This window comes from Shewanella sp. LZH-2, from assembly GCF_016859145.1.
Taxonomy (GTDB): Bacteria; Pseudomonadota; Gammaproteobacteria; order Enterobacterales; family Shewanellaceae; genus Shewanella; species Shewanella xiamenensis.
Map to the genome: position 1 here is coordinate 432,047 of NZ_CP069350.1, position 15,822 is coordinate 447,868.

The 15,822-nt window shown below is 53.0% G+C and carries 1 protein-coding gene; it reads right to left on the reverse strand.

What is annotated here, in order from left to right:
- Positions 1-9: 9 nt before the first annotated feature.
- Positions 10-15,759, reverse strand: a complete 15,750-nt coding sequence (locus JM642_RS02090; protein WP_203432596.1) for a retention module-containing protein — start codon at positions 15,757-15,759, stop codon at positions 10-12.
- Between the last annotated feature and the right edge of the window lie 63 nt (positions 15,760-15,822).

Consider the following 15,822-nt stretch of genomic DNA (forward strand, 5'->3'; position numbering starts at 1 on the left):
GATTTTTTATTAAGGAATGATATTGTTGTGTGGATCGGTCAGTGGTGTCACTCCTTGAGGTGCATCAGGTGTTACTGGTGGCGCTGTATCAATAATGAGTGGGCCATTACCATTGCTTCCGAGCAATCCATTAATAATACCCGCATTATCCGTTGCACCAAATTGGCTATAGAGGTTAACCCCATCAAGCACAATATGTTGATCGAACGTGCCATCCTTGTTTGCATCGATATCGATCACGGTTGAACCATTGTTTAAGCTAAAGCTTAGATAGCTTTCTAACGTGCCAGCCGTTTCTCCTTGGAGTAAATCACTCAGATCGAGCTTATCTTCACTCACATTGAAGTCCATGATGTGGTCTGTGCCTTTGTCAGCATCCGCATAGCGCCATACGAAGGTGTCTGCGCCACTATCGCCACGTAGTACATCATCACCAAGGCCACCAATTAAGGTATCGTTGCCTTCACCGCCGCGAAGCGCATCGTTATGGCTGCCGCCGTCAATATAATCATTTCCTATATGACCATAGAGAATGTCAGAGCCGGATTGACCATAAATTCGGTCATCACCGCTGCCACCGTTCACAACATCAGCTCTTTGAGATGCAACATCATTGGCTAATAACAAGCCATCGTTATCAACGATGCTATTTGTACCGCTTAATGTGCCTGTCATTATATGGTGAGTTGATAGAGCATTCACTGATAACTCGAGTTGATCATCAGTTCCATAACCAATTGCACCAGTTTTGCCAGCGTATATAACGTCATCGCCCCTACCTGTTTCGATATGATCATTACCGTCACCGCCACTAACCACTTGAGCACTACTAGTGGTATAGCTCTTGTTGTTAGCGCCAGATGCAACGACTTCTTTACTTGAGCTATTCGTAATTATGCCGCTTTGACCTCCACCAAATGAGACGTTGAGTACTTTTTGTCCTGCAGAGTTTGCTCTTTCTCCATGCTCGACAATGATTGTGTCATTTAAGTTAGAGCCTTGAGTTGAAATCAAGTTAGCGTCAGCAATATTGATACCATTGGCATTGACCGGATTAACATCAATCTTCAAGGTGGCACTTGCTTTATCACCGTCGCCATCTTGGGTGGTGTAGGTGAAGGTTTCGATTGCTCCCGTAGCAGGAATGGTGTTCGCACTCGCCGTTAATTGGTATTGGTAAGTACCATCAGCATTAAGGACTAGATTACCGTAGGTTCCTATTATCGTTGTGCCAACTTGACCAGAAACGCCAGTATTTGTGTGGTCTCCTGTGGCGACGCCAATTACTGTCAGCACGCCATCGGCACCAGCCACATCATTGGTGAGCACATTTCCATCAGTGTGAGGCAGAGTATAGCCATTTCCAGCCACCATACGTACGACTAACTCATAGCTAGTAGCAGCACCCTCATTGGTGTAGATAGAGGTAACAATGTTGCCATTAGTGTCTTTAAATCCAACAACCTGCATTGTATACATCTGACCTTCGTAGTTAAAGGTGACACTGGTTTGCCCAACAGTAACTATATCGCGTGATGAAACAGGATCATTGCTATTTGGTGTTTCATTATGACTAAAGTTAAGCGTCAATGTGACTGGAGTGACTACGCCGTAAGCATCAGTTACGTTAAATGTCACTTTCATTGTCGCTGCAGTGATTGAAGTACCAGAGTCAATAGAATAGTTATAGTGCGTAAATTTACCCAGCACTATGTCTTGGTTTAAAGATAAGGAGCCATTTAGTGCAGCGTCATTATCAGCAAAACCATAACCTGACTGACTACCATTGGTAGAACCCCAGCGGAGTTGATCGTTACCGTTATCGTTATCAGGACCATCGTATGTGTTGACATAGGTTCCGCCAGCAACACCAGTCCAGTTGGCAACAATGCCTGAGAAGTTGAAGGAATCAACCACCACATCAAGCTGAGCCGTGTCGTTCTGGGCAAGGTTAACATCATCTGCGACAGTCACAGTAACATTCGATACGGCGGTCTGGCCTGTGCCTGTTACGCCGATCACCTTAATACCTGAAATGGTTAGATTATCGACATTGACCGAGTGAGGCAAACTAGTCAGCAGTTCCGCTTTCACAGTCACATTTCCTTGTTCGCCGGCGTTAATACGATCCCAGTCCAAGGTCAGGCGGAAAGCTTCGCGGCCCATAGTGGTACCGATCAGTTGACCTAGTTCATTCAGCGTCCAAGATATATTGGCATTCATGCCACTGACTTGGATACTGCTGACATCGCCAAACTGGAACACACCAATGGCATCACTTCCCGCTTTAAAGGTCAGAGCTTGCGAGTCTGAGTCAAGGCCGTTTGTCAGCAGATCTGCTTCCTGCAGTCTAGCGGTTGAATTTACGGTCAAAGCCAATGGCGCCAGTGGAATTCCGCCAGGAGCAGCAAGGTTCACATCAAAGTTGCCGTTTGCTGTATCACCATCGCTATCCTTCACAGTCACATCAAAGTTCAGGTTAGTACCCTGTGTGGAGGTGACAATTTCTTGAGCGGAAGTGCCATTGAACTGGAAGCGGAAGTCATTACCAGTGCCAGTGGTGGTCAGTTCAATATGGCTGATTGCGCCGAGATTGGATATTTCGTCACCGGAGGCGATGTTTCCTTCGCCGAGCAGCTGACCGTTTTTGTCATAAGCTTTAAAGTGGACAAGTGCAGTCCCAGAGAAGTTAATTGTTGCTGAGGCAACATCCTTGGCATAGTCAATAACAAAAACTTCTCCAGAATCGACAAAGGCGTTATTAGCACCGAAGCCTCCGGTATTGCCATTCACAGTGCCTGCGGAACCATTGGCATTGCGTGACGTAAGCGTGAAGGCCAAATCGTATGCCAACTGAGACAGATTGCTGTCGATGTCAAATTGACCGGTTGCTGCGTTATAACCAACATAAACAGCAGAGCTGTTTCCGCCTTCACCACCATTAAGCCCTGCTATAACCACCTCTGACAGGCTATCAATAGACTTGTAAACCTGCATTGTATAACTGTCGCTATTTGGCTGCGCCGTCAGGGTAAATACCAGCTGTTGATTGATGTTGGATGCATCAAATGCACTAGGTGTACCGCTACTATCCGTGTAGGCATACAGAATTGAAGGATTCAATGGATCTACAAAGTAAAACAGCGTCTTACCACCAGAGGTGATGCCTGAATCTGCAAAGGTTACTGAAGTGCCATTCCAGCCAGTCACGTTGGCCGACAGATCTGCGCTGTAAAGTTGATCTGCTCCAGTTGTATCAAGCAAACCTGTTCCGACATAGGTGCCAATGGCATTAGTGCCATTGAGATCGCCCTCATTCAATACGATAACATCGTCAACGATATTAATATCTAGGCTGTTGTTTGCGGAGTTGCCATCGATATCTTTTACAGTGACAGAAATACTGTCGATGTAGCCTGTACCTGTTGCACCAGTCACAGAGTCATTATCGACCTTGGTATTGAGGGTGTAGCTGTAGCTTACCGTACCGCCGCTTGCTCCGCCGCTGAAGCCAGTGAGAGTCAGAGTGCCATAGGCCGTGGTGATGGTTACGGGTGATGAGGCACTTAATGCCTGCAACTGAGGCAGAGTCAGTGTTGTACCTGCAATCATTAGGGTTGCAAAACCATCAAGGGTGCTGAAGTTGAAGCTACCACTTTGAGTCAGCGCCGCATTATTCGGTTGAGTACCTGTTGCCAAATTCGCTTCGCTTACTGTTTTATCTGTTCCGTTCAAACCAAGTAAGGTCACAGGGTCATCCACCGGGGTCACGGTGATGCTGAGGGTGGAGCTGTCGGTGCTAGAGCCGTCGGTCAACACATAGGTGATGACGGGCACGGTGCCATTGTAGTTGGCCACAGGGGTAAAGCTGTAGCTGCCGTTGGCATTTAAGGTAAAGCTGCCGACGCCACTGATGACGTACGCTTGGCCGAGCACAAACGGTCCGGTTTGACCAGCGATGCTGAAGCTTTGCACGCTTAGCGGGCCATCGACACTGCTGCCATCAATCACGTTACCGGTTTTCTCACCACTGTCTTCGGCAATCGACACCACTTCATTGTTGTCGGTGAAGTCATCGTTCACTGGGGTGACGGTGATGCTGAGGGTGGAGCTGTCGGTGCTAGAGCCGTCGGTCAACACATAGGTGATGACGGGCACGGTGCCATTGTAGTTGGCCACAGGGGTAAAGCTGTAGCTGCCGTTGGCATTTAAGGTAAAGCTGCCGACGCCACTGATGACGTACGCTTGGCCGAGCACAAACGGTCCGGTTTGACCAGCGATGCTGAAGCTTTGCACGCTTAGCGGGCCATCGACACTGCTGCCATCAATCACGTTACCGGTTTTCTCACCACTGTCTTCGGCAATCGACACCACTTCATTGTTGTCGGTGAAGTCATCGTTTACTGGGGTGACGGTGATGCTGAGGGTGGAGCTGTCGGTGCTAGAGCCGTCGGTCAACACATAGGTGATGACGGGCACGGTGCCATTGTAGTTGGCCACAGGGGTAAAGCTGTAGCTGCCGTTGGCATTTAAGGTAAAGCTGCCGACGCCACTGATGACGTACGCTTGGCCGAGCACAAACGGTCCGGTTTGACCAGCGATGCTGAAGCTTTGCACGCTTAGCGGGCCATCGACACTGCTGCCATCAATCACGTTACCGGTTTTCTCACCACTGTCTTCGGCAATCGACACCACTTCATTGTTGTCGGTGAAGTCATCGTTCACTGGGGTGACGGTGATGCTGAGGGTGGAGCTGTCGGTGCTAGAGCCGTCGGTCAACACATAGGTGATGACGGGCACGGTGCCATTGTAGTTGGCCACAGGGGTAAAGCTGTAGCTGCCGTTGGCATTTAAGGTAAAGCTGCCGACGCCACTGATGACGTACGCTTGGCCGAGCACAAACGGTCCGGTTTGACCAGCGATGCTGAAGCTTTGCACGCTTAGCGGGCCATCGACACTGCTGCCATCAATCACGTTACCGGTTTTCTCACCACTGTCTTCGGCAATCGACACCACTTCATTGTTGTCGGTGAAGTCATCGTTCACTGGGGTGACGGTGATGCTGAGGGTGGAGCTGTCGGTGCTAGAGCCGTCGGTCAACACATAGGTGATGACGGGCACGGTGCCATTGTAGTTGGCCACAGGGGTAAAGCTGTAGCTGCCGTTGGCATTTAAGGTAAAGCTGCCGACGCCACTGATGACGTACGCTTGGCCGAGCACAAACGGTCCGGTTTGACCAGCGATGCTGAAGCTTTGCACGCTTAGCGGGCCATCGACACTGCTGCCATCAATCACGTTACCGGTTTTCTCACCACTGTCTTCGGCAATCGACACCACTTCATTGTTGTCGGTGAAGTCATCGTTTACTGGGGTGACGGTGATGCTGAGGGTGGAGCTGTCGGTGCTAGAGCCGTCGGTCAACACATAGGTGATGACGGGCACGGTGCCATTGTAGTTGGCCACAGGGGTAAAGCTGTAGCTGCCGTTGGCATTTAAGGTAAAGCTGCCGACGCCACTGATGACGTACGCTTGGCCGAGCACAAACGGTCCGGTTTGACCAGCGATGCTGAAGCTTTGCACGCTTAGCGGGCCATCGACACTGCTGCCATCAATCACGTTACCGGTTTTCTCACCACTGTCTTCGGCAATCGACACCACTTCATTGTTGTCGGTGAAGTCATCGTTCACTGGGGTGACGGTGATGCTGAGGGTGGAGCTGTCGGTGCTAGAGCCGTCGGTCAACACATAGGTGATGACGGGCACGGTGCCATTGTAGTTGGCCACAGGGGTAAAGCTGTAGCTGCCGTTGGCATTTAAGGTAAAGCTGCCGACGCCACTGATGACGTACGCTTGGCCGAGCACAAACGGTCCGGTTTGACCAGCGATGCTGAAGCTTTGCACGCTTAGCGGGCCATCGACACTGCTGCCATCAATCACGTTACCGGTTTTCTCACCACTGTCTTCGGCAATCGACACCACTTCATTGTTGTCGGTGAAGTCATCGTTCACTGGGGTGACGGTGATGCTGAGGGTGGAGCTGTCGGTGCTAGAGCCGTCGGTCAACACATAGGTGATGACGGGCACGGTGCCATTGTAGTTGGCCACAGGGGTAAAGCTGTAGCTGCCGTTGGCATTTAAGGTAAAGCTGCCGACGCCACTGATGACGTACGCTTGGCCGAGCACAAACGGTCCGGTTTGACCAGCGATGCTGAAGCTTTGCACGCTTAGCGGGCCATCGACACTGCTGCCATCAATCACGTTACCGGTTTTCTCACCACTGTCTTCGGCAATCGACACCACTTCATTGTTGTCGGTGAAGTCATCGTTTACTGGGGTGACGGTGATGCTGAGGGTGGAGCTGTCGGTGCTAGAGCCGTCGGTCAACACATAGGTGATGACGGGCACGGTGCCATTGTAGTTGGCCACAGGGGTAAAGCTGTAGCTGCCGTTGGCATTTAAGGTAAAGCTGCCGACGCCACTGATGACGTACGCTTGGCCGAGCACAAACGGTCCGGTTTGACCAGCGATGCTGAAGCTTTGCACGCTTAGCGGGCCATCGACACTGCTGCCATCAATCACGTTACCGGTTTTCTCACCACTGTCTTCGGCAATCGACACCACTTCATTGTTGTCGGTGAAGTCATCGTTCACTGGGGTGACGGTGATGCTGAGGGTGGAGCTGTCGGTGCTAGAGCCGTCGGTCAACACATAGGTGATGACGGGCACGGTGCCATTGTAGTTGGCCACAGGGGTAAAGCTGTAGCTGCCGTTGGCATTTAAGGTAAAGCTGCCGACGCCACTGATGACGTACGCTTGGCCGAGCACAAACGGTCCGGTTTGACCAGCGATGCTGAAGCTTTGCACGCTTAGCGGGCCATCGACACTGCTGCCATCAATCACGTTACCGGTTTTCTCACCACTGTCTTCGGCAATCGACACCACTTCATTGTTGTCGGTGAAGTCATCGTTCACTGGGGTGACGGTGATGCTGAGGGTGGAGCTGTCGGTGCTAGAGCCGTCGGTCAACACATAGGTGATGACGGGCACGGTGCCATTGTAGTTGGCCACAGGGGTAAAGCTGTAGCTGCCGTTGGCATTTAAGGTAAAGCTGCCGACGCCACTGATGACGTACGCTTGGCCGAGCACAAACGGTCCGGTTTGACCAGCGATGCTGAAGCTTTGCACGCTTAGCGGGCCATCGACACTGCTGCCATCAATCACGTTACCGGTTTTCTCACCACTGTCTTCGGCAATCGACACCACTTCATTGTTGTCGGTGAAGTCATCGTTCACTGGGGTGACGGTGATGCTGAGGGTGGAGCTGTCGGTGCTAGAGCCGTCGGTCAACACATAGGTGATGACGGGCACGGTGCCATTGTAGTTGGCCACAGGGGTAAAGCTGTAGCTGCCGTTGGCATTTAAGGTAAAGCTGCCGACGCCACTGATGACGTACGCTTGGCCGAGCACAAACGGTCCGGTTTGACCAGCGATGCTGAAGCTTTGCACGCTTAGCGGGCCATCGACACTGCTGCCATCAATCACGTTACCGGTTTTCTCACCACTGTCTTCGGCAATCGACACCACTTCATTGTTGTCGGTGAAGTCATCGTTCACTGGGGTGACGGTGATGCTGAGGGTGGAGCTGTCGGTGCTAGAGCCGTCGGTCAACACATAGGTGATGACGGGCACGGTGCCATTGTAGTTGGCCACAGGGGTAAAGCTGTAGCTGCCGTTGGCATTTAAGGTAAAGCTGCCGACGCCACTGATGACGTACGCTTGGCCGAGCACAAACGGTCCGGTTTGACCAGCGATGCTGAAGCTTTGCACGCTTAGCGGGCCATCGACACTGCTGCCATCAATCACGTTACCGGTTTTCTCACCACTGTCTTCGGCAATCGACACCACTTCATTGTTGTCGGTGAAGTCATCGTTCACTGGGGTGACGGTGATGCTGAGGGTGGAGCTGTCGGTGCTAGAGCCGTCGGTCAACACATAGGTGATGACGGGCACGGTGCCATTGTAGTTGGCCACAGGGGTAAAGCTGTAGCTGCCGTTGGCATTTAAGGTAAAGCTGCCGACGCCACTGATGACGTACGCTTGGCCGAGCACAAACGGTCCGGTTTGACCAGCGATGCTGAAGCTTTGCACGCTTAGCGGGCCATCGACACTGCTGCCATCAATCACGTTACCGGTTTTCTCACCACTGTCTTCGGCAATCGACACCACTTCATTGTTGTCGGTGAAGTCATCGTTTACTGGGGTGACGGTGATGCTGAGGGTGGAGCTGTCGGTGCTAGAGCCGTCGGTCAACACATAGGTGATGACGGGCACGGTGCCATTGTAGTTGGCCACAGGGGTAAAGCTGTAGCTGCCGTTGGCATTTAAGGTAAAGCTGCCGACGCCACTGATGACGTACGCTTGGCCGAGCACAAACGGTCCGGTTTGACCAGCGATGCTGAAGCTTTGCACGCTTAGCGGGCCATCGACACTGCTGCCATCAATCACGTTACCGGTTTTCTCACCACTGTCTTCGGCAATCGACACCACTTCATTGTTGTCGGTGAAGTCATCGTTCACTGGGGTGACGGTGATGCTGAGGGTGGAGCTGTCGGTGCTAGAGCCGTCGGTCAACACATAGGTGATGACGGGCACGGTGCCATTGTAGTTGGCCACAGGGGTAAAGCTGTAGCTGCCGTTGGCATTTAAGGTAAAGCTGCCGACGCCACTGATGACGTACGCTTGGCCGAGCACAAACGGTCCGGTTTGACCAGCGATGCTGAAGCTTTGCACGCTTAGCGGGCCATCGACACTGCTGCCATCAATCACGTTACCGGTTTTCTCACCACTGTCTTCGGCAATCGACACCACTTCATTGTTGTCGGTGAAGTCATCGTTCACTGGGGTGACGGTGATGCTGAGGGTGGAGCTGTCGGTGCTAGAGCCGTCGGTCAACACATAGGTGATGACGGGCACGGTGCCATTGTAGTTGGCCACAGGGGTAAAGCTGTAGCTGCCGTTGGCATTTAAGGTAAAGCTGCCGACGCCACTGATGACGTACGCTTGGCCGAGCACAAACGGTCCGGTTTGACCAGCGATGCTGAAGCTTTGCACGCTTAGCGGGCCATCGACACTGCTGCCATCAATCACGTTACCGGTTTTCTCACCACTGTCTTCGGCAATCGACACCACTTCATTGTTGTCGGTGAAGTCATCGTTTACTGGGGTGACGGTGATGCTGAGGGTGGAGCTGTCGGTGCTAGAGCCGTCGGTCAACACATAGGTGATGACGGGCACGGTGCCATTGTAGTTGGCCACAGGGGTAAAGCTGTAGCTGCCGTTGGCATTTAAGGTAAAGCTGCCGACGCCACTGATGACGTACGCTTGGCCGAGCACAAACGGTCCGGTTTGACCAGCGATGCTGAAGCTTTGCACGCTTAGCGGGCCATCGACACTGCTGCCATCAATCACGTTACCGGTTTTCTCACCACTGTCTTCGGCAATCGACACCACTTCATTGTTGTCGGTGAAGTCATCGTTCACTGGGGTGACGGTGATGCTGAGGGTGGAGCTGTCGGTGCTAGAGCCGTCGGTCAACACATAGGTGATGACGGGCACGGTGCCATTGTAGTTGGCCACAGGGGTAAAGCTGTAGCTGCCGTTGGCATTTAAGGTAAAGCTGCCGACGCCACTGATGACGTACGCTTGGCCGAGCACAAACGGTCCGGTTTGACCAGCGATGCTGAAGCTTTGCACGCTTAGCGGGCCATCGACACTGCTGCCATCAATCACGTTACCGGTTTTCTCACCACTGTCTTCGGCAATCGACACCACTTCATTGTTGTCGGTGAAGTCATCGTTCACTGGGGTGACGGTGATGCTGAGGGTGGAGCTGTCGGTGCTAGAGCCGTCGGTCAACACATAGGTGATGACGGGCACGGTGCCATTGTAGTTGGCCACAGGGGTAAAGCTGTAGCTGCCGTTGGCATTTAAGGTAAAGCTGCCGACGCCACTGATGACGTACGCTTGGCCGAGCACAAACGGTCCGGTTTGACCAGCGATGCTGAAGCTTTGCACGCTTAGCGGGCCATCGACACTGCTGCCATCAATCACGTTACCGGTTTTCTCACCACTGTCTTCGGCAATCGACACCACTTCATTGTTGTCGGTGAAGTCATCGTTTACTGGGGTGACGGTGATGCTGAGGGTGGAGCTGTCGGTGCTAGAGCCGTCGGTCAACACATAGGTGATGACGGGCACGGTGCCATTGTAGTTGGCCACAGGGGTAAAGCTGTAGCTGCCGTTGGCATTTAAGGTAAAGCTGCCGACGCCACTGATGACGTACGCTTGGCCGAGCACAAACGGTCCGGTTTGACCAGCGATGCTGAAGCTTTGCACGCTTAGCGGGCCATCGACACTGCTGCCATCAATCACGTTACCGGTTTTCTCACCACTGTCTTCGGCAATCGACACCACTTCATTGTTGTCGGTGAAGTCATCGTTCACTGGGGTGACGGTGATGCTGAGGGTGGAGCTGTCGGTGCTAGAGCCGTCGGTCAACACATAGGTGATGACGGGCACGGTGCCATTGTAGTTGGCCACAGGGGTAAAGCTGTAGCTGCCGTTGGCATTTAAGGTAAAGCTGCCGACGCCACTGATGACGTACGCTTGGCCGAGCACAAACGGTCCGGTTTGACCAGCGATGCTGAAGCTTTGCACGCTTAGCGGGCCATCGACACTGCTGCCATCAATCACGTTACCGGTTTTCTCACCACTGTCTTCGGCAATCGACACCACTTCATTGTTGTCGGTGAAGTCATCGTTCACTGGGGTGACGGTGATGCTGAGGGTGGAGCTGTCGGTGCTAGAGCCGTCGGTCAACACATAGGTGATGACGGGCACGGTGCCATTGTAGTTGGCCACAGGGGTAAAGCTGTAGCTGCCGTTGGCATTTAAGGTAAAGCTGCCGACGCCACTGATGACGTACGCTTGGCCGAGCACAAACGGTCCGGTTTGACCAGCGATGCTGAAGCTTTGCACGCTTAGCGGGCCATCGACACTGCTGCCATCAATCACGTTACCGGTTTTCTCACCACTGTCTTCGGCAATCGACACCACTTCATTGTTGTCGGTGAAGTCATCGTTTACTGGGGTGACGGTGATGCTGAGGGTGGAGCTGTCGGTGCTAGAGCCGTCGGTCAACACATAGGTGATGACGGGCACGGTGCCATTGTAGTTGGCCACAGGGGTAAAGCTGTAGCTGCCGTTGGCATTTAAGGTAAAGCTGCCGACGCCACTGATGACGTACGCTTGGCCGAGCACAAACGGTCCGGTTTGACCAGCGATGCTGAAGCTTTGCACGCTTAGCGGGCCATCGACACTGCTGCCATCAATCACGTTACCGGTTTTCTCACCACTGTCTTCGGCAATCGACACCACTTCATTGTTGTCGGTGAAGTCATCGTTCACTGGGGTGACGGTGATGCTGAGGGTGGAGCTGTCGGTGCTAGAGCCGTCGGTCAACACATAGGTGATGACGGGCACGGTGCCATTGTAGTTGGCCACAGGGGTAAAGCTGTAGCTGCCGTTGGCATTTAAGGTAAAGCTGCCGACGCCACTGATGACGTACGCTTGGCCGAGCACAAACGGTCCGGTTTGACCAGCGATGCTGAAGCTTTGCACGCTTAGCGGGCCATCGACACTGCTGCCATCAATCACGTTACCGGTTTTCTCACCACTGTCTTCGGCAATCGACACCACTTCATTGTTGTCGGTGAAGTCATCGTTCACTGGGGTGACGGTGATGCTGAGGGTGGAGCTGTCGGTGCTAGAGCCGTCGGTCAACACATAGGTGATGACGGGCACGGTGCCATTGTAGTTGGCCACAGGGGTAAAGCTGTAGCTGCCGTTGGCATTTAAGGTAAAGCTGCCGACGCCACTGATGACGTACGCTTGGCCGAGCACAAACGGTCCGGTTTGACCAGCGATGCTGAAGCTTTGCACGCTTAGCGGGCCATCGACACTGCTGCCATCAATCACGTTACCGGTTTTCTCACCACTGTCTTCGGCAATCGACACCACTTCATTGTTGTCGGTGAAGTCATCGTTCACTGGGGTGACGGTGATGCTGAGGGTGGAGCTGTCGGTGCTAGAGCCGTCGGTCAACACATAGGTGATGACGGGCACGGTGCCATTGTAGTTGGCCACAGGGGTAAAGCTGTAGCTGCCGTTGGCATTTAAGGTAAAGCTGCCGACGCCACTGATGACGTACGCTTGGCCGAGCACAAACGGTCCGGTTTGACCAGCGATGCTGAAGCTTTGCACGCTTAGCGGGCCATCGACACTGCTGCCATCAATCACGTTACCGGTTTTCTCACCACTGTCTTCGGCAATCGACACCACTTCATTGTTGTCGGTGAAGTCATCGTTTACTGGGGTGACGGTGATGCTGAGGGTGGAGCTGTCGGTGCTAGAGCCGTCGGTCAACACATAGGTGATGACGGGCACGGTGCCATTGTAGTTGGCCACAGGGGTAAAGCTGTAGCTGCCGTTGGCATTTAAGGTAAAGCTGCCGACGCCACTGATGACGTACGCTTGGCCGAGCACAAACGGTCCGGTTTGACCAGCGATGCTGAAGCTTTGCACGCTTAGCGGGCCATCGACACTGCTGCCATCAATCACGTTACCGGTTTTCTCACCACTGTCTTCGGCAATCGACACCACTTCATTGTTGTCGGTGAAGTCATCGTTCACTGGGGTGACGGTGATGCTGAGGGTGGAGCTGTCGGTGCTAGAGCCGTCGGTCAACACATAGGTGATGACGGGCACGGTGCCATTGTAGTTGGCCACAGGGGTAAAGCTGTAGCTGCCGTTGGCATTTAAGGTAAAGCTGCCGACGCCACTGATGACGTACGCTTGGCCGAGCACAAACGGTCCGGTTTGACCAGCGATGCTGAAGCTTTGCACGCTTAGCGGGCCATCGACACTGCTGCCATCAATCACGTTACCGGTTTTCTCACCACTGTCTTCGGCAATCGACACCACTTCATTGTTGTCGGTGAAGTCATCGTTTACTGGGGTGACGGTGATGCTGAGGGTGGAGCTGTCGGTGCTAGAGCCGTCGGTCAACACATAGGTGATGACGGGCACGGTGCCATTGTAGTTGGCCACAGGGGTAAAGCTGTAGCTGCCGTTGGCATTTAAGGTAAAGCTGCCGACGCCACTGATGACGTACGCTTGGCCGAGCACAAACGGTCCGGTTTGACCAGCGATGCTGAAGCTTTGCACGCTTAGCGGGCCATCGACACTGCTGCCATCAATCACGTTACCGGTTTTCTCACCACTGTCTTCGGCAATCGACACCACTTCATTGTTGTCGGTGAAGTCATCGTTCACTGGGGTGACGGTGATGCTGAGGGTGGAGCTGTCGGTGCTAGAGCCGTCGGTCAACACATAGGTGATGACGGGCACGGTGCCATTGTAGTTGGCCACAGGGGTAAAGCTGTAGCTGCCGTTGGCATTTAAGGTAAAGCTGCCGACGCCACTGATGACGTACGCTTGGCCGAGCACAAACGGTCCGGTTTGACCAGCGATGCTGAAGCTTTGCACGCTTAGCGGGCCATCGACACTGCTGCCATCAATCACGTTACCGGTTTTCTCACCACTGTCTTCGGCAATCGACACCACTTCATTGTTGTCGGTGAAGTCATCGTTTACTGGGGTGACGGTGATGCTGAGGGTGGAGCTGTCGGTGCTAGAGCCGTCGGTCAACACATAGGTGATGACGGGCACGGTGCCATTGTAGTTGGCCACAGGGGTAAAGCTGTAGCTGCCGTTGGCATTTAAGGTAAAGCTGCCGACGCCACTGATGACGTACGCTTGGCCGAGCACAAACGGTCCGGTTTGACCAGCGATGCTGAAGCTTTGCACGCTTAGCGGGCCATCGACACTGCTGCCATCAATCACGTTACCGGTTTTCTCACCACTGTCTTCGGCAATCGACACCACTTCATTGTTGTCGGTGAAGTCATCGTTCACTGGGGTGACGGTGATGCTGAGGGTGGAGCTGTCGGTGCTAGAGCCGTCGGTCAACACATAGGTGATGACGGGCACGGTGCCATTGTAGTTGGCCACAGGGGTAAAGCTGTAGCTGCCGTTGGCATTTAAGGTAAAGCTGCCGACGCCACTGATGACGTACGCTTGGCCGAGCACAAACGGTCCGGTTTGACCAGCGATGCTGAAGCTTTGCACGCTTAGCGGGCCATCGACACTGCTGCCATCAATCACGTTACCGGTTTTCTCACCACTGTCTTCGGCAATCGACACCACTTCATTGTTGTCGGTGAAGTCATCGTTCACTGGGGTGACGGTGATGCTGAGGGTGGAGCTGTCGGTGCTAGAGCCGTCGGTCAACACATAGGTGATGACGGGCACGGTGCCATTGTAGTTGGCCACAGGGGTAAAGCTGTAGCTGCCGTTGGCATTTAAGGTAAAGCTGCCGACGCCACTGATGACGTACGCTTGGCCGAGCACAAACGGTCCGGTTTGACCAGCGATGCTGAAGCTTTGCACGCTTAGCGGGCCATCGACACTGCTGCCATCAATCACGTTACCGGTTTTCTCACCACTGTCTTCGGCAATCGACACCACTTCATTGTTGTCGGTGAAGTCATCGTTCACTGGGGTGACATTAATGGTTAAGGTCGCCGTTGAGCCAGTGTTGGTGGTGTAGGTGATGACCGGTACTTGGCCATTCCAGTTGGCGTTGGGCGTGAAGGTGTAAGAGCCGTCGGCGTTGATGATAAAACTGCCGCCTTCTAAGGCAACAGTGGTGCCCGCAGTCACGGTATTGCCGTTTATGGTGAAGCTGACAACAGACAAGGTGCTGTCGATATCACTGTCATTGCTAAGGACGTTGCCAGATGCCACAGCGTCTTCAGCAACGGTATTGGTATCGTTAACCAAGACTGATGGATCATCCACAGGGGTGATATTAATGGTTAAGGTGGCCGTTGCACCAGTGTTGGTGGTGTAAGTAATCACCGGTACTTGGCCATTCCAGTTGGCGTTGGGCGTGAAGGTGTAAGAGCCGTCGGCATTGATGATTAAACTGCCGCCTTCCAAGGCAACAGTAGTGCCCGCAGTTACGGTATTGCCGTTTACTGTGAAGCTGACAACAGACAAGGTACTGTCAATATCACTGTCATTGCTAAGGACGTTACCGGTGGCAGCGGAGTCTTCATCTACGGTAATGCTGTCGTTAGCGAGCAAGGATGGGGAGTCTGTGGCAATTGACTGTTCGGGAGTGTCGGGTGCAAATGCGGCTAGTGTTTGTCCAGAAGTGCTATAACCTGATGTGGCGAGAGCTTCTGAACCATCACGAGCAAGGCTAACATAGCCAGAGTTACCATCACTGGCTGGTGCATTCCCTGCTGCGGTTTCAGGTAAATTTTTAGTTGGGTCTTCACCTGAAGCAATAAGATCTTGTAATGCTTGAATTTCATCAGGTGTGGCTTCACCTGTCACTGGGGCAACAACCGCAGCAGATGCTGGATTGACTTCTATTTCATTTATTTCATTAGACAGCTTGGTGCCATCATCGAAAGTGATTTCATAAGTCGCGTTTTCGCCGATATGGAGAACTGCACCCTTTGGGAGTTGTTCGCCATCCTTAGCGGGTTGATTTGAACCATTAACCTCGACTTCGATTTGCCCTTTAACAAGTTTCAGCAAACCTTTCTTTGTTGTAATGATCGATCCCATAATTAGCTCCCAACAGCCAAAGTGTGTTAATCCGAAGATGCACAAATTCAACAAATACGCTGA